Below are 15,796 nucleotides of genomic sequence, written 5' to 3'. Positions count from 1 at the left end.
TCGTTACTCCGTGGCGAGAATGCCGAGGATGTCGAACACGAAGACGGTCGCCGACGAGGCGGAATCCGCCGCGGGGATGACGACGAGAATCTGCGATCCCACGGTGGCCCCGATGAAGGCGTCGACGAGGGTCTCGTCGCCCAGCGAATCCACCGTGGGGGCGAACGCGTAGGGCGTGCCGGTCGTCCAGGAGTCGACGTCCCCGAGAGTCACGGTGTTCGTGGTTCCGGCCGACCAGTTCCAGCTGCGGGCGTGGAAGACCACGGTGTCATCTTCGGTGACCGTCGCACCGCTGCCGGCCTTGATGGTGGCGGTGCGGGGTTCCTCGGCGATCGGCTGATAGGTCGAGCTGATGCCGGGCTCGCCGTTGACCGCGGTGACGACCGTCGGCATCCCGTCCTGCGGAAGCTGGTTGACGCCGTTCGCCTTGCCGAGGTAGATCGCCTCGATGTCGAGAATCGCGACGATGGTTCCCTCAGTGCCTTCCTCGACACCGTCGAGGACCTCGGCGACCGGACCGACGACCGCGATCCGCGAGCCGACCGTGACGCACTCGAGCGACTCCCCGAGGCCCATCGCGAGGTCGCTCGCGGTGAACAGCTCGGTGCTCTCGGTGCCGGAAGCCCCGGTCGCTCCGTCGAAGTAGGTGTAGCGCGCGCGGATCACCGAACCGGCGGCGGCGGGCTCGCCGTCGCCCTGGACCAGCACCGAGCGCTGGGTCTCTTCGGCGATGAGCGGAGTCGGGAACTCGACGGCCGGCGAGTCGCCGACATCCCCCGTCGCGGTGACGGCGTTCGACGCGTCGCCGGGCTCGAACACCGGCTCGCACGCGCCGGAGAACGAGACGCCGGTGCAGCCGACGAGGGCACTCGTGACCAGAACGGCGGCAACGACGGCCGTCAGGGGCCGGGCAAGGGGGGAACGACGCACGACGAACACTCTACTTGTCATCGTGCGCACTGCCTGCGTCGAGCGGCGCCCCCGCCTGGTCGGCGATCGCACGGGCCTCGCGGGCGACTTTGCGCATCCGTTTGTCGCTCTTGACGTGTTCGCCCAGGGCCCCGGGCGTCCACAGCTCGACGTCTTCGTCGCCGTACTCGGTCTTCGAGCTGCGGCGCGCGGGCGGCGGGAGCACGGCGCCCGGGGCGAGCCGGCGTGCGGTGAGCAGAAAGCCGGTGTGACCCACCATCCGGTGGTCGGGCCGCACCGCGAGACCCTCCACGTGCCAGCCGCGCACCATCGTCTCGCTCGAGTCGGGTTGGGTGTACAGCCCGGTGGCGCGGATCGCTTCGGCGACCCGGGAGAGCTGGGTGACGGTTGCGACGTAACACAGCAGCACGCCGCCCGGGGCGAGCGCGGCGCTCACGGCGGGCAGGCACTCCCACGGCGCGAGCATGTCGAGGATGACGCGGTCGGCTTCGATGCCCCGCTCGGGAAGCTCCTCGGCGAGGTCGCCGAGGGCGATCTCCCAGTTGCCGGGCACCTCGCCCAGGAATCCGGCGACGTTGCCGCGGGCGATGTCGGCGAACTCCTCACGGCGCTCGAACGACACGAGCCGCCCGGCGGGCCCGATCGCGCGCAGCAGCCAGAGCGACAACGCGCCCGAGCCGACGCCGGCTTCGACGACCGTCGCACCCGGGAAGATGTCGGCCAGCCCGATGATCTGCGCCGCATCCTTCGGGTAGATGATCGCCGCCCCGCGCGGCATCGACATGACGTAGTCGCTCAGCAGCGGCCGCAGCGCGAGGTAGGCGTCGCCGTTCGACGCCGTCACCACCGACCCGTCGGGCTGCCCGATCAGCACGTCGTGCGCGAGCGTGCCTCGGTGGGTGTGGAAGACCTTGCCCGCTTCGAGCGTGATCGTGTTGAGCCGGCCGCGAGGACCGGTGAGCTGGACGCGTTCCCCGGCGCGGAACGGGCCGCTCATGCCAGCACCGCCGTGAGATCGGCGAGCGTCGGGACCTGATCGCGCAACAGATAGGCGGGGCTGGGCGGCAGCGGGATGTGGAGCGGCAGCGCGAACACCGTGGCTCCGGCCGCGACCGCCGAGGCCACCCCGGGCTCGGAGTCCTCGAGCGCGATGCACTGCTCGATGGCGACCCCGAGCTGCGACGCCGCCGTGAGGTACGGCTCGGGATGGGGTTTCGCGTTCTGCACGTCGTCACCCGCGACGACGACGTCGAAGCCGTCGAACCCGAGTGCCGCGACGATGTCGAGCGCCATGTGCCGCCGCGACATCGTGACGAGGGCGGTCGGGATGCCCGCGTCCTTCAGTTCGCGCAGCAACTCGCGCGACCCGGGCCGCCACGGCACCGCGTCGGCGATCTGCTCGCGGACCCGGTCGGTGAGCGTGGCGATGACCTCTTCGACGCTCAACTCGACGCCACGCGACTGCAGGATGAGCGCGGAACGCTCCAACCCCGAGCCGACCAACTGGAGTCCGTCCTCCGGAGTCCAGACGCCGCCCGCCGCATGTACCAGGTCGCTCTCCGCCCGCAGCCAGTACGGTTCGGTGTCGACGAGCGTGCCGTCCATGTCCCACAGGACGGCGGCGGGATGCCGGGGGGCGGTGAGAAGGGTGGCGGCGGTCACAACGCACCAGCTTAGGTGCGGCGCGCGGCCTATCCTGGGGGGATGGCCGAGTCGGGAAACCTGCACCCGTTCCACGGGGGGTCCGTCCTCATCGTCGCCTTCGAAGGCTGGAACGACGCCGGTGAGGCGGCGAGCGGAGCTGTACGCGCTGTGCGCGACCAGCTCGGCCTCGTGACGCGTCTCGAGATCGAGCCTGAGGACTACTTCGACTACCAGTTCAACCGTCCCAGCGTGTCGACCAACGACGACGGCGACCGGGTGCTCGAGTGGCCCAGCATCACCCTTTCCGCCCCGGCCGACGGGGGCAACATCTTCGTTCTCCTCGGAACCGAGCCGTCGCGCGGCTGGAAGACCTTCAGCGGCGAGATCATCGACGCCGCCGAAGCCGCCGGGGTGACCGGCATCGTCTTCCTCGGTGCGATGCTCGCCGACGTGCCGCACACCCGCCCGATCTCGGTGTTCGTCGGCAGCGACAACACCGCCGTTCAGGATTTCTGGGCGCTCGAGGCGAGCACCTACGAGGGCCCTGTCGGCATCCTCTCGGTGCTCGGGATCGCCGCCGAGAAGGCCGGCATCCCGACCCTGGCGATCTGGGCGTCGGTGCCGCACTACGTGCACAACTCCCCTTCGCCGAAGGCCACCCTTGCGCTGCTCGACCGGCTCGAGGAGTACGTCGACGTCGTCGTGGATCGCGGCTCGCTCGTCGCGGACGCCTCGGCCTGGGAGGACGGCATCGACGCGCTCGCGGAAGACGACGAGGACATGGCCGCGTACATCAAGCAACTCGAGCAGGCCCGCGACACCGTCGACTCCCCCGAAGCCTCGGGCGACGCGATCGCCGAGGAGTTCGAGCGTTACCTCCGCCGCCGCAACGGCCGCGACGACAAGGCCGGCGGCGCGTAGCTCCTAAGCCTCGAGGATGCCGGTGAGCAGCAGCGCGATCAGCACGCCGCCGAGCAGGATGCGGTAGATCACGAACGGCAGGAACGACCTGGTCGAAATGTACCGCATCAGGAACGCGATGACGGCGAGCCCCACCCCGAACGCGACGACGGTCGCGGCGATCGTCTCGAACAGCCCATAACCGGTACCGCAGCCGGCGTCGACGCCGGGCTCACAGGTGAATGCCGTGTAGGTCTCGTACAGGCCCGACCCGAAGACGGCGGGTACGGCGAGCAGGAACGAGAACCGCGCCGCCGAGGGTCGGTCGTAGCCGAGCACGAGTCCCGCGCTGGTCGAGGCACCCGAGCGGGAGACGCCCGGCACGAGGGCGAGCATCTGCGCGAGCCCGATGAGGATGCCGTCGCGGTAGGTGACGTCGGCGACCGTCTTCACCCGCCGACCGAGGCGGTCGGCGAGGCCGAGCAGGATGCCGAAGACGATGAGCACGATCGCGGTGATCCACAGCGACCGCAGGCCGGTGCGGATGTAGTCCTGCAGGAAGAACCCGGCGAGCACGATCGGCACGGTGCCGATGATGATGATCCAGCCGAGGCGCACATCCGGATCGCCCTTCCGGATGCCCGCGGAGTGCGCTCCCCCGCGGGCTCCGAACGACCGGAACCACTTGCCGATGATGCGGAAGATGTCGCGACGGAAGTAGATGAGCACCGCGAGTTCGGTGCCGAGCTGGGTGATCGCGGTGAAGGTCGCGCCCGGGTCGCCCCAGCCGACGAGGTCGCCGAGGATGCGCAGGTGCGCACTCGACGAGATGGGGAGGAACTCGGTGAGGCCTTGCACGAGACCCAGGATGATCGCCTCGAGAAAGTCCACCCGCCTATCCTTCCAGCACTTCCCGGTGCCGCCTCTCAGCTACACCAGGAGGCCGCGAATCCGGCGATGGCGCGATTCGCCTCACCGCTGGCGAGGTCGACGAAGTAGGTGGTGCTGAGGGTCCGTCCCGACACGTTCGGGTAGCCGTCGGGTTCCCCCTCCGGATCCTGGACTTCGACGGCGACGTACTGCGCATTCGGCGACAGGCAGATGTCGCGGATCGGAATGCCGGCATCCGGGTCGTAGAGCACCTCGACGCCCTCGCGGCTCACCAGCAGGATCTCGTAGTCGAGCACGAACCCCTCCCCCGGTGCGGGACGCGACGCGACCTCGAGATAGCTGTCGCCGCCGAGGGCGACGACCTTGCCGGGATAGGCCGTCTCGTCCAGCTGGTCGTCGGGCAGCTCGAGCGGGGCGCTCTCGCCGGTCTCGAGGTCGATCGTGCTTCCGGAGAGCGGGTCGGCGACCACGAGCTGCAGGGTGCCGGGCAGGAAGCCGCGCAGCTCGGCGTGTTCGCCGAGTGGCACCGGCACGGCGTCCGTCGCCGCGGTGTCGATCAGCAGCATCGAGTGATCGAAGGCCTGCACGACGAGGTACGGAGTGCCTGGTACGAAGCGCCAGTCGAGCACCGAGATCGCTTCTCCGTCGAGCCCCGTCACGGGGTGCGCAACGCCCGAAGGGTCGAGCCGGTCGATCAGCAACAGCTGCGAGAGCCGCGCGTCGGTCGCGTCGGAGTCGGCCGAGGTGAACAGCACGCCGAGCCGGTCGGTCGTGTCGGAGGCGCGCAGCTGCTGCAGCCGGCCCGGCCCGGGCAGGGTGATCTCTTCGGTGACTTGCGCGCCGTCGGGGGCGATCATCAGGCGTCCGTTCGCGCCCGACTCGTCGAGCACCACCGCGGCGACACCGTCGCGCAGCAGGGCGAACTCCTGGATCCGGTCGGCGGCGAACAGCGTCGTCGCCTCGTCGCCGGACACCGTGCGCCCCCGCACCTCGTCGGGGCCGTCGAGGTCGCGCACGAGCACGGCGATGTCGAGGTCGGGGGTGGTGAACGCATACGAGAGGGTGCCGTCGACCCCCGTTGCCGCGCCCGACACGGCGACGGTGACGGTGTAGTCGGTCAGGGTGCGCAGCATCCCGGTGAATCGCACGGTGATGGTGCGCTCCTCGGACGACACCTCGATGGGCACGTCGGGCGTGACGCTCACATCGGCCGCGTCGACGGGATCGATCGCCTGGTCGGCCTGCAGTACGAGCCGTTGCCCGGCGCGTTCGAGTGCCGTCGCCGAAGCGACGCTCGCGTCGGCGAGGTGCGGTCCACGGAAGGCACCCGCCACCGCCAGCCCGGTGGTCGCCAGACCGAGGATGCCGAGGGTCGCGACGACGGCACGCCGGAACCCGCGGCTCTGCCGCCGGATGCGGCGCGTACGGTCGGTCGAGGCTGAGGACTCAGTAGACATAGGGCTGCGCGGGTCGCTCGATCTCGTCGAAGGTCTCGGGCATCAGCACGATCGGCTCCGTCGCCGCGGCGTCGGGGTTGGGCACGAAGCCGCCGGTCACCTCCACCCAGTCGTCGGCGGCGAAGTCGTCGCGCCACCCGGGATACAGCACGGGAACCGCGAGCGGCTGGGCGTCGACGGCGCAGCAGGTGACGAGGAATCGTGCGACATAGACGATGTCGGGGTCGTCGGTGGGAACCAGGAAACCGGAGAACGCCGCAGGCTTGCCCGCGAAGAAGTCGTCGCCGAGCCCCTGGTGCAACAGGGTCGCCCAGTCCTTCACCGTGAAAGTCGTGGAGTCGCCCCCGACCAGTTCGGTCGTGTCGACCGACGACAGGGCGGTGGATCCCGCGATGTCGCGGTTCTCTGCGGTAGCCGAGCTGAGGGTGGCGGGCGGCAGCACGAGCAGTGCGACGACGGTGGCGAGAACCAGGAGCGCGCTCCCGGCGATCGCGATCGCGGCCCGCCACCCGGTGCGCGGCGGACCTTCCGCCAGCTCGTCGTGATCGTGGTCGTGCCCGTGGTCGTGACCGTGCTCGGACCGGGTGGGCAGCACGAGGAACGCCGCGATCGAGGCCAGTCCCCCGATGACCGCCATCACCACGGTGAACACGACATACCGGGGGTGGATGTAGAGCTCCAGTCGTCCCGTCAGGCCGAGCCAGAGGATGGCGACGACGCCGATGAGGCTCAGGGTCACTCCGAGCCAGCGCTGCACGAACCGATGTGCCAGCCGATGCTCAGGCAAGGTTGATCGCCAGTCCGATGGTCGCCGCTCCGAGACCGACGACGAGGTTGAGCAGTGCGAGCGTGCGAGCGCTGTAGGTCGTGCGCATGAGCGCGAGCATCTTGATGTCGATCACCGGACCGAACAGCAGGAAGGCGACGATCGCCCCCGGCAGGAACGTCGACCCGAGGGCCAGCACGAAGAAGGCGTCGACGTTGGAACACACCGAGATCACGAACGCGAGCAGCATGAGCACGAACACCGAGATCACCGGGTTGGAGCCGAGCGTGACCAGCACGTCACGCGAGATCGCCACCTGGATCAGGCCCGCGACCGCCGAACCGACGAGCAGGGCGGGCATCATCGCGGTCGTCTCGGCGGAGAAGTTCTCGACCGATCGGCGCCACCGGCCGCTGTGGCCGTCGTGCGCGTGATCTTGCGCCCGCTTGCACGTCGCCGAGAACGATCGGGTGAGCAACGCGTCGGGGTCGGGTGACTTCGAGAACAACCAGCCGACGAGGTTCGCGATCGCGAAACCGCCGACCACCCGAGCGATGAGGATGCCGTCGTCGAATCCGAAGGCCTGGTACGTCGTGATGATGGTGACCGGGTTGACGATCGGCGCCGCGACGAGGAAGGTCATCGCCTCGGGCACCGTGAGCCCGCGCATCACGAGCCCGCGCGACAGCGGCACGTTGCCGCACTCGCACACCGGCAGCAGCACGCCGAGCAGCGAGAGCACCATGCGCCGCAGGATCGGGTTGCGCGGCAGCACCCGCAGGATCACCCGCTCGGGCACCCAGACCTGCACCACGACCGCGAGACCGATGCCGAGGAACACGAACGGGATCGACTCGATGATGACCGCGAGCGAGAGGGTCACGAAGTCTTGCGCGATGTCGCCGAGCTCGACGTCACCCGGTGCGAAGACCCGCAGCAGCGCCATCCCGGCGACGAGCACGACACCGGCGATCACGTAGCGCGCGGGTGAGGCACCCCTTCTGGTCGGAAGGGTCGTCGGGTGTGTTGTCGACATCCGGTCAGCAGGTCCGCAGGAAGTCGGCGAGCACCGCGCGGCCGAACGCGAGCGCATCGAGCGGCACCCGTTCGTCGACACCGTGGAACATCGCGGGGAAGTTCAGCTCGGGTCCGAGTTTGAGCGGCGCGAAGCCGTAGCCGGTGATCCCGAGCTTGGCGAGGGCCTTGTTGTCGGTGCCGCCGCTCATCAGATACGGCAGCACGGGGGCGCCGGGGTCGAAGCGGTGCAGCGAGGCGACCATCGCATCCACCAGGTCTCCCGAGAACTCACCCTCCATGCCGATGTCGTGGTGCACGATCTCGATCTCGATCTCGGGCCCGACGATCTCGCGGATGCGGGCGAGCACCTCGTCTTCGCGACCCGGGAACGGCCGGGTGTCGATGAGCGCCTCTGCGCGGTCGGGGATGACGTTGTGCTTGTAGCCCGCTTCCAGCACCGTCGGGTTGGTGGTGACGTGGATGCCGGCCTGCAGGAACCCGGCCGCCGTTCCCGCCGAGAGGATGAGCGCGTCCGGATCGTCGACGCTGCCGCCGAGGATCTCGGCGAGCCGGCCCAGCTGGTCGCGCGTCGTCGCCGTGAGATGCACCGGCCACTCCTCGCGACCGAGCTTCGCGACGGCTTCGGCAAGCTTCGTGACCGCATTGTCGCGGAACACCCGTGACCCGTGCGCGGCCGTTCCCCGGGCGATGAGCTTGATCCAGACGAGGGCCTTCTCGCCCGTCTGCAGCAGGTAGGCGCGGGTTCCGCCGAGGTCGATCGAGTAGCCGCCGACCTCGCTCACCGCCTCCGTCGCGCCGGCGAACAGCTCCGGATGCTCGTCGACCATGAAGTGCGACCCGTAGACGCCGCCGTTCTCCTCGTCGGCGAAGTAGGTGACGATGAGTTCGCGGGCCGGCAGCTCGCCCGCCGAGAGGATGTCGCCGAGCGACGTCAGGATCATGGCATCCATGTCCTTCATGTCGACCGCTCCCCGCCCCCACAGCATCCCGTCTTTGATGACGCCCTCGAAGGGGTCGACGCTCCAGTTGGCGGCATCGGCGGGCACGACGTCGAGGTGACCGTGCAGCACCATCGCGGGCCGTTCCGGATCGCGCCCCGGCACGCGGGCGACGACGCTGGTGCGTCCGGGTTCGGAGTCGAAGAGCTGCGGCGCAAGACCCAGAGCCTCGAGTTTCGCGGCCACGTACTCGGCGGCTTCGGTCTCGCCCTTGCTGCGCCCGCCGCCGAAGTTGACCGTCTCGAACCGGATCAGGTCGCGGGCGATTGCGGCGGTCTCTTCGAGTTCGCCCGACTCCTGACCGCTCGTCGCCATGCGTTCGAGAGTAACCGAGGCCGGATGGGGGTTCGTCAGGCGCACGCCGCGGCGCGGAACTCCTCGAGGGTGCCGACGAGGGTGGCGACCTCCGGCTCGATGACGCGGTAGAAGACGTCACCGTCGGTGAGTGCGCCGAGGTCGGCGGCCGAGATGTTCGGCCCGCGAGCGGAGCGGGAGTCGTCGTCGGGTTCCGCGCTGGTCGAATACGACACCTCCGGGTCGAGCGACGCGGCGAACTCGGCGGCGTCGCCGATCTCGAGGCGGTACTCCTTTCCGTCGCCGGCGGGGAGGTCCCAGAACTGCCGCTCGAAGTAGCCGTCGCGTACGTCGCCCTCGGGGACGATCTGGAACTCGTCGGCGGTGCCCTCGCACATGTGCACGATCGCGACCAGGCGCCCGCCGTCGACGGTGAACGCGACCGAACCCGTCACCGGAGGGCTGCACGCGGAGAGAAGCGCGAGCGTGGCAACGGTCAGCGTGACCACCGCGACAGGATGCCTCATGGCGGCAGGATACTCAGCCGCCGCCCCTCAATAGAAGGCTTCGCCGCGGGCGAGCATCGCGACGAACTTCTCGACGTTGCGGGCACGGGTTTCGGGCTTCTTCGCCTGATGCAGACGGAAGTAGATCGCGAACCGGTTCTGCGCCGTGAGCGCCTCGTAAGTCGCCTGTGCCGCCGGATTCGCGGCGAGGGCGGCGAGGAAGTCGGGATGCGGCTCGGCGGTCGCCGAGCCGGCGTAGGCCCGGTCCCAGCGCCCGTCGGCTTTCGCCTTCTCGACCTCGGCGAGCCCGCGCGGCTTCATCTGCCCCGCCGCGATCTTGCGGGTGACGGTCTCGACGTTCTTCACCGACCAGGTGCTCTTCGGTCCGCGCGGGGCGTAGTACTGCTCGAAGAGGTGCTCATCGATGCCTTTGCGACGCCCGTCGATCCAGCCGTACTCGAGGGCGGCATCCAGTGATTCTTCGACGGTGTGGGTGACGACCGGCGCACCCTTCTTCGCGATCTCGAGCCGGATGCCCTGCGACGTCTCGTGATTCGCGTCGAGCCAGGCGCGGAACTGCGCGATCGTCGCGAAGCGCATGCGCGGATGATCCTCGATCGCCATGCCCTCAAGCTACCGGCGACCACCGACCGGGTCGGAGCCGAGGGAAGGCGCGTGCTAATGTCTATCCTCGGTCGCCCAGTGATTTCTCACGACGGTGGCACACTCGCGCGGGTGGCGGAAATGGCAGACGCGCTAGCTTGAGGTGCTAGTGCCCGAAAGGGCGTGGGGGTTCAAGTCCCCCCTCGCGCACGCGAGTGTCGAAGGCCCCCGATCATCACGATCGGGGGCCTTCCTCGTGGATGCGCATCATGGCATCTGTCGGTCGACGGTGGCAGAATCGAACGTATGTTCGAGTCGGGCGCCGCCACGGCAGCCGTCGTCGTGCCCGACGCGTTGCCGAGCAACGCCGACGTCATCCGCGACCTGCAGGCGCGTATCCGCGGCATGCAGCGCAACCGCCTCGACACCCGCGCCATCCCGACCCATGCGGCGCTCGCCGACCTGCTGCCCGGCGGGGCGCTCGTGGCCGGTGGTCGCTACCAGGTGGCGGCGTCGACGACGCTGGCGCTCGCGCTGCTGCAAGGGCCGAGCGCGGCGGGAGCATGGTGCGCGATCGTCGGTGCGCCCGATCTGGGTGCGGAGGCGGCGGCCGGCCTCGGGATCGACCTCGAGCGCCTCGTGCTCGTGCCGCATCCCGGTCAGCAGTGGATGGCGGTGGTCTCGGCGCTCGTCGACGTCGTCTCGGTCGTGCTCGTGAAACCGCCGGTGCGCGACGGCCGGTCCCGGGTGCCCGAAGCAGCGGCGGGCAAGCTCGCGGCCCGGCTGCGGCAGCGAGAGGCGGTGCTCGTCGCGCTCGGCGAGTGGCCGCAGGCGGATGCCGCCCTCACGGTCTCCGAGAGCGCCTGGGCGGGGCTGGGGGCGGGATTCGGGCACCTCACGGCGCGTCAGGTCACCGTGGGGTCGGTGGCGTCGGCGTGGCAGGGCCGGGTGAAGTCGCGCCGGCTGTGGCTGCCCGGCGTCGATCAGCAGGTCGGGCTCGTCGAACCTCGCGTGCGTGACGTCGTTCCCCTGCACGGTGTCGCCGCGCATAGTGTGGCGCCGTGATCTACCTGTTCGACGCGGAGCTCTGGCTGTGGGATGCGCGTCAGAACGACGCGTGGACCTTCGTGAACCTCCCCGAGGAGGCGTCCGCCGAGATCCGTGAGGTCGCGGGTGCCTTCCCTCGCGGGTTCGGGTCGGTGCGGGTCACGGCGACGATCGGATCGACGGCCTGGAAGACCTCGATCTTCCCCGACGCGAAGGCCCGGGTCTACGTTCTGCCGCTCAAGAAGGCCGTGCGGAAGGCCGAGAAGATCGAGGCCGGCGACGTCGCGACCGTGAAGGTCGAGCTCGATCTCTAGCGCCGCCAGGCATAGCCTGTGCGCATGCGGAGCACTGGGAGTTCCGACGGTCTCGGGGTGCTGGCGGTGGCCGGCAGTTTCGTGGTGACGCTCGGCTGGGACCTGTCGCTCGGTCGCATCCGGTCGCGCAAGGTGCTGGGCTTCGCCATCAGGCGCCACCGCCATTCGGACGGCGAGGTCGCGTGGCTCACCGGGCTGAAGACGTTCGAGTCGGTCGAGGCGCATCCGCCGCCCGGGGTGGGGCGTTCTTCGCGCATTCACCCGTTTCAGACCTTCCAGTGGGCCGACTATTCGGTCTCGCCCGGGCAGACCTACACGTACCGGGTCGTCGCGCGGAAAGGGCAGCCGACCGCGCTCGTCGACGACGCCCGCGTCGAGGTGACGGTCACCACCGAGCAGGTCGACCAGGGTCGGCACGCGGTGTTCTTCAACCGGGGTGCGATCGCCTCCCAGGAATACGCCCGCCGGTTCCAGAACCGGCCGCCCGACGAGGTCGGCCCGGCCGCCTACGACTGGTTGTCACGCGGGCTCGTCGAAGGGCTCGAGACCTTCATCGCTCAGGCGGGCGCGGGCGACGAGCTGCATGGGGCCTTCTACGAGTTCGAGAGCCCGCGCATCCATGCCGCCCTCGCCGCCGCGCGCGACCGGGGCGCCACGATCACCGTGCTGTACGACGCCGACAGCGCCCGAGCCGGCAACGAGGCGGCTCTCGCCGCCAGTGGGATCGCCGCGCTGTGCAAGCCGCGCACCCGCTCGGGTGGATTCGCGCACAACAAGTTCTTCGTCTACTCCCCCGCCGGGCAGCCGGCGCAGGTGTGGACCGGCTCGACCAACCTCTCCGAGAACGGAATCTTCGGCCACTCCAACAACGCGCACATCGTGCGGGATGCCGGCGTCGCCGCGTCCTACCGCGCGTACTGGGACATCCTCGACGCCGACCTCACCCGCAAGCCGACGGCGACCGCGGTGACCGCCCTCTCGCCGTCCCCGCCCGCGCACCCCGCTGCCGGGCACCCCGACACGGATGTCGTGTTCTCGCCGCGCCTCGACCTCGAGGTTCTCGACTGGTACGCCGCCCGCGCCAAGGCGGCCAAGCGCGGGCTGTTCATGACCTTCGCGTTCGGGATGGATGCCCGGTTCGTCGAGGCCTACGACCGCCCCGACCGGGCGCTCAGGTTCGCCCTCATGGAGAAGAAGGGCAACGGCGCGACGTTCGCCGAGCAGTCGAAGACGATCGACCGCATCCGTCGGCTGCCCAACACGACGATCGCCGTCGGCGCCCGCATCGAACTGAACTCCTTCGATCGGTGGCTCGCCGAGACCGATCGGGCCACCGGCGACGCCCACGTGCTCTACGTGCACACGAAGTACATGCTGGTCGACCCGCTGGGGCCCGACCCGCTCATCGTCATCGGGTCGGCCAACTTCTCGAAGGCCTCGACCGAGAGCAACGACGAGAACATGCTCGTGATCCGTGGTGCGCCCGCCGTCGCCGACGTCTACCTCGGCGAGTTCATGCGGCTGTTCAGCCACTACGCCTTCCGGGAGTCCCTCGCGCAGAAGAATCGCCGCACCTTCGACGCGGCCTTCCAGCCGAACTATCTGCACGAGTCGACGCAGTGGGCCGAGACCGGCTACTTCGACACCGGGTCGGACCGGTACCTGCGGCGGCGCTACTTCTCCGGCACGTAGCCCGAGCGGCTAGATTCCGCCGCCCCCTCCCCCACCGCCGGGCTTTCCGGTGCGGGGCTTGGCGGGCTTCGACGCTGCCGTCAGGGCGGCTTCGTCGGCGAGGTCGATCGCCGTGCGCACCCAGTCGAGCCAGACCCCGCTCGCCGCCAGCGGCATCCCGACCCAATCGGTGAACCCGCGGCGACTCGGCTGCGGTGACCAGGTCGCGGCCCCGGGTACTTTGAGCGCTTCGGCATGCTCCGGGCGGTTGCGCCCGAGCTTCACCGCGAGCAGATCGCCGTTGAGGCAGGCGACCATCTTGCCGTCGCGCATCAGGATCGGCGATCCCATCATCTTCCGGCGCTCGACCTCGGGCCCCAGGGTCTCGACGACCTTGTCGAACTCGCTCATCGCATCCGTCATGCGTTGAGTTTGGCGTCCCGTTGCCCCGGGAACAATGGCACGCCTATACCTGCACGATGCAGAAGCGGTTGCCGTCGGGGTCGCTGAGCACGACGTAGTCGGCGTCGGGTTCGTACTCCCAATCGACGGGGTCGGCGCCGAGCTCGAGGAAGCGCTCGACGTCGGCGGCCTGGTCGTCGCTGAACAGGTCGAGGTGGTGCCGGTGCGGCCCGTCGGAGTTGGTCAGCTTGAGGGAGAGCTGGATGCCCTCCTGCCCTTCGTGCGGCTGCAGCACCGCCCAGTCCTCGTCGGGCGGACGCAGGAGTTCGTAGTCGAGTGCGGCAGCCCAGAACTCGATCGCGCGCGGGATGTCCCGCACGCCCCACACCACGGACCCGATGGTGGCCATGACCACAGTTCACGCCGTCGGTGGGGCGTGGCACAATCGAACACATGTTCGAATCCTCGCGGCAACCACGACTGCTCGTGCTGTGGTGCCCCGACTGGCCCGTGCATGCGCACGGCCGGGAAGCGCGCCTGCCCGCCGAGGCTCCCGCCGCGCTCATCGAGAAGAACGTCGTGCTCGCCTGCTCCCCCGCGGCCCGCGCGGAGGGCGTGCGCCGCGGGATGCGCCAGCGTGAGGCGCAGGCGCGATGCCCCGCGCTGCACCTGCTGCGCTACGACCCGGCGCTCGATTCCCGGGCGTTCGAACCGGTGCTGTCGGCGCTCGAAGGGGCGCTGCCGGGTGTGCACCCGTTGCGACCCGGGATGCTCGCGGTGCGTGCCCGCGGACCGGCACGGTACTACGGCGGCGAGACGGCGGCCGCTCTCGCCCTGCTCGGAACCCTCGCCGAACTGGGAGTGCCGGCGGCCCGGGCGGGCATCGCCGACGGGCTGTTCGCTGCGGAGCGCGCCGCGCGCTGGTCGGCTCCCGACGCCCACCCGGTGACGATCGTTCCCGCGGGTGAAACGGCGGAGTTCCTCGCCCCGCTGCCCGTGGGGCTGCTCGAAGACCCCGAGCTGGTGTCGCTGCTGCCCCGGCTCGGCATCCGCACCCTCGGCGCGTTCGCCGTGCTTGACGAGGCGGATGTCGCCGCCCGTTTCGGCCCGCTCGGGGCGCGGCTGCATGCCCTCGCGGCGGGTCGCGATCCGCGGCCGGCGACCCCGCGCATCCCCCCGCGCGATGTCGACGCGACCGTGGATTTCGAACCCCCGCTCGCCCGTGTCGACCAGATCGCGTTCGGCATGCGCACCGCGGCGGAGCGCTTCCTCGACGACCTGCTCGAGCAGCGCCTGGTCTGCACGGCGCTGCGCGTCGAGCTGTTCGGCGCCGATGGCGAGAGCACCGACCGGGTCTGGCTGCATCCGCGGTCGTTCACGGCGACGGAGGTGGTGGATCGCGTGCGCTGGCAGTTGGACGCACTGAGCCGTCGGGATGGCCAGGGTGAGCTGCGCTCCCCCGTCGCCCGCGTGCGGCTCACCCCCGAGACGGTCGACCCGGTCGGTGCGCACGAACGCGGCATCTGGGGAACCGGGCCCGACGAAGGTGTGCACTCCGGGTTGAGCCGGGTGCAGGGCATGCTCGGGCACGACGGCGTCGGCACCGCCGTGCCGTCAGGCGGACGGATGCCGGCCGACCGCCAGCAGCGGGTCGCCTGGGGCGATCGTGCGGTGCTCACCCGCGACCCGCGGCGTCCGTGGCCGGGAGCCGTGCCTCCGCCGCATCCGGCGACGGTGTACGAGATCCCGAGGGCCATCGCCGTCGAAGACGTGCGCGGAGCCCCGGTGTCGGTCACCGAGCGCGGGGTGCTCTCCGCCTCGCCGGCGGTCATCGTGTCGCCGACGGGTGCCCGTCGTGACCTCACCGCGTGGGCCGGGCCGTGGCCGCTCGAGGAGCGCTGGTGGGATCCGCACGGCGCCCGGGCGGCTCAGCGGTTCCAGGTGGTGGATGCCACCGGTGAGGCGTGGCTGCTCGTGCTCGACGCGCGGGGGTGGTGGGCGCATGGGCGCTACGACTGAGGTCTCGACACGCGCCCTGCGGGCGCTACTCGACCACCGAGATGAGGATCCGGCGGTAGGCGGTGCCGTCGGAGCTGCGGTCGAGCATTCCGGCGTCGACGAGGTAGCGGCGCAGCACCGCGACATCCTCGGAGTACCGATACAAGCGCCCGTTCACCTCCGACTCGGTGAGGGCGGGCTCCCCCGGCGGGAACGTGCGGTCGGCGATCCATTGCAGCAGCATCCGCCGGTCGGTCTGCCGCCGGGGGTAGCGGTCGATGGTGTCTTCGCCGCGCACCAGGAACCGGCGCACGGACTCGTCGGGTACCGGCACCGC

At 70.2% G+C, this 15,796-nt stretch carries 18 protein-coding genes and 1 tRNA gene; 6 read left to right on the top strand and 13 right to left on the bottom strand.

Translation table 11 applies throughout. The features are described from left to right. Nucleotides 1-3 precede the first annotated feature (3 nt). The 3 genes from IE173_RS04275 to IE173_RS04265 are packed head-to-tail and all read right to left on the bottom strand — an operon-like array spanning nucleotide 4 to nucleotide 2,592. Complete coding sequence (locus tag IE173_RS04275; RefSeq protein ID WP_191282083.1) at nucleotides 4-930, bottom strand: FKBP-type peptidyl-prolyl cis-trans isomerase; 927 nt, start codon at nucleotides 928-930, stop codon at nucleotides 4-6. A 10-nt stretch (nucleotides 931-940) separates the two neighbouring features. After that, a complete protein-coding gene (locus IE173_RS04270; RefSeq protein WP_191282082.1) occupies nucleotides 941-1,927 on the bottom strand; it encodes a tRNA (adenine-N1)-methyltransferase in 987 nt (328 codons plus the stop codon). After that, on the bottom strand, nucleotides 1,924-2,592 hold the full coding sequence (locus IE173_RS04265) for an HAD family hydrolase (RefSeq protein ID WP_268248896.1): 669 nt from the start codon (nucleotides 2,590-2,592) through the stop codon (nucleotides 1,924-1,926). Before IE173_RS04265 ends, IE173_RS04270 begins: the two co-directional genes overlap by 4 nt. A gap of 42 nt (nucleotides 2,593-2,634) precedes the next feature. On the opposite strand from IE173_RS04265, the gene IE173_RS04260 reads away from it, so the two are divergent. Further along, nucleotides 2,635-3,495 (top strand): proteasome assembly chaperone family protein, encoded by an 861-nt coding sequence (locus IE173_RS04260; RefSeq protein ID WP_191282081.1) that lies wholly within the window; start codon nucleotides 2,635-2,637, stop codon nucleotides 3,493-3,495. Between the two features lie 3 nt (nucleotides 3,496-3,498). Here the strand turns inward: IE173_RS04260 and IE173_RS04255 are convergent, their stop codons facing one another. Genes IE173_RS04255 through IE173_RS04225 form a run of 7 tightly spaced genes read right to left on the bottom strand, consistent with a single transcriptional unit; the run spans nucleotide 3,499 to nucleotide 10,048 of the window. Then, on the bottom strand, nucleotides 3,499-4,365 hold the full coding sequence (locus tag IE173_RS04255) for an undecaprenyl-diphosphate phosphatase (protein ID WP_191282080.1): 867 nt from the start codon (nucleotides 4,363-4,365) through the stop codon (nucleotides 3,499-3,501). A gap of 35 nt (nucleotides 4,366-4,400) precedes the next feature. Next, complete coding sequence (locus tag IE173_RS04250; RefSeq protein WP_191282079.1) at nucleotides 4,401-5,822, bottom strand: hypothetical protein; 1,422 nt, start codon at nucleotides 5,820-5,822, stop codon at nucleotides 4,401-4,403. Next, the gene (locus IE173_RS04245) at nucleotides 5,812-6,579 is read right to left on the bottom strand and encodes a TIGR03943 family putative permease subunit (protein ID WP_191282078.1); all 768 of its coding nucleotides are present in this window, start codon (nucleotides 6,577-6,579) and stop codon (nucleotides 5,812-5,814) included. The genes IE173_RS04250 and IE173_RS04245 overlap by 11 nt, the downstream gene beginning before the upstream one ends. A 22-nt stretch (nucleotides 6,580-6,601) precedes the next feature. Beyond that, nucleotides 6,602-7,624, bottom strand: coding sequence for a permease (locus IE173_RS04240; protein WP_191282077.1), 1,023 nt, complete (start codon nucleotides 7,622-7,624; stop codon nucleotides 6,602-6,604). A gap of 4 nt (nucleotides 7,625-7,628) precedes the next feature. Further along, complete coding sequence (locus IE173_RS04235; RefSeq protein WP_191282076.1) at nucleotides 7,629-8,939, bottom strand: M20/M25/M40 family metallo-hydrolase; 1,311 nt, start codon at nucleotides 8,937-8,939, stop codon at nucleotides 7,629-7,631. A gap of 35 nt (nucleotides 8,940-8,974) precedes the next feature. Then, nucleotides 8,975-9,445 carry a hypothetical protein gene (locus IE173_RS04230; RefSeq protein WP_191282075.1) on the bottom strand — a complete coding sequence of 157 codons (471 nt, stop codon included), beginning with the start codon at nucleotides 9,443-9,445 and terminating at the stop codon, nucleotides 8,975-8,977. 27 nt (nucleotides 9,446-9,472) lie between these two features. After that, nucleotides 9,473-10,048: a YdeI/OmpD-associated family protein gene (locus tag IE173_RS04225; RefSeq protein ID WP_191282074.1), complete on the bottom strand. Its 576-nt coding sequence runs from the start codon at nucleotides 10,046-10,048 to the stop codon at nucleotides 9,473-9,475. Nucleotides 10,049-10,153: 105 nt separating this feature from the next. On the opposite strand from IE173_RS04225, the gene IE173_RS04220 reads away from it, so the two are divergent. The 4 genes from IE173_RS04220 to IE173_RS04205 all read left to right on the top strand — a co-directional run bounded on the left by IE173_RS04220 (nucleotide 10,154) and on the right by IE173_RS04205 (nucleotide 13,080). Further along, nucleotides 10,154-10,237, top strand: a tRNA-Leu gene (locus IE173_RS04220). A 96-nt stretch (nucleotides 10,238-10,333) separates the two neighbouring features. Beyond that, nucleotides 10,334-11,092: a hypothetical protein gene (locus IE173_RS04215; protein WP_191282073.1), complete on the top strand. Its 759-nt coding sequence runs from the start codon at nucleotides 10,334-10,336 to the stop codon at nucleotides 11,090-11,092. Next, entirely contained in the window at nucleotides 11,089-11,388 is a 300-nt protein-coding gene (locus IE173_RS04210) for a DUF1905 domain-containing protein (protein ID WP_191282072.1), read from the top strand. Before IE173_RS04215 ends, IE173_RS04210 begins: the two co-directional genes overlap by 4 nt. A gap of 24 nt (nucleotides 11,389-11,412) precedes the next feature. Next, on the top strand, nucleotides 11,413-13,080 hold the full coding sequence (locus IE173_RS04205; protein ID WP_191282071.1) for a phospholipase D-like domain-containing protein: 1,668 nt from the start codon (nucleotides 11,413-11,415) through the stop codon (nucleotides 13,078-13,080). Nucleotides 13,081-13,089: 9 nt separating this feature from the next. Here the strand turns inward: IE173_RS04205 and IE173_RS04200 are convergent, their stop codons facing one another. Then, nucleotides 13,090-13,482, bottom strand: a complete 393-nt coding sequence (locus IE173_RS04200) for a hypothetical protein (protein ID WP_191282070.1) — start codon at nucleotides 13,480-13,482, stop codon at nucleotides 13,090-13,092. A gap of 43 nt (nucleotides 13,483-13,525) precedes the next feature. Further along, nucleotides 13,526-13,870: a VOC family protein gene (locus IE173_RS04195; RefSeq protein WP_191282069.1), complete on the bottom strand. Its 345-nt coding sequence runs from the start codon at nucleotides 13,868-13,870 to the stop codon at nucleotides 13,526-13,528. A 44-nt stretch (nucleotides 13,871-13,914) separates the two neighbouring features. Here IE173_RS04195 and IE173_RS04190 point away from each other — a divergent pair, with 44 nt between their 5' ends. Beyond that, nucleotides 13,915-15,480: a DNA polymerase Y family protein gene (locus IE173_RS04190; RefSeq protein WP_191282068.1), complete on the top strand. Its 1,566-nt coding sequence runs from the start codon at nucleotides 13,915-13,917 to the stop codon at nucleotides 15,478-15,480. Between the two features lie 25 nt (nucleotides 15,481-15,505). Here the strand turns inward: IE173_RS04190 and IE173_RS04185 are convergent, their stop codons facing one another. Then, nucleotides 15,506-15,793 (bottom strand): DUF2087 domain-containing protein, encoded by a 288-nt coding sequence (locus IE173_RS04185; protein WP_191282067.1) that lies wholly within the window; start codon nucleotides 15,791-15,793, stop codon nucleotides 15,506-15,508. Between the last annotated feature and the right edge of the window lie 3 nt (nucleotides 15,794-15,796).

Source organism: Pseudolysinimonas yzui, from assembly GCF_014653215.1.
Classification (GTDB): Bacteria; Actinomycetota; Actinomycetes; order Actinomycetales; family Microbacteriaceae; genus Pseudolysinimonas_A; species Pseudolysinimonas_A yzui.
Note: the sequence above shows the minus strand (reverse complement) of the source record. Positions and strands in the feature narration are given on the sequence as shown.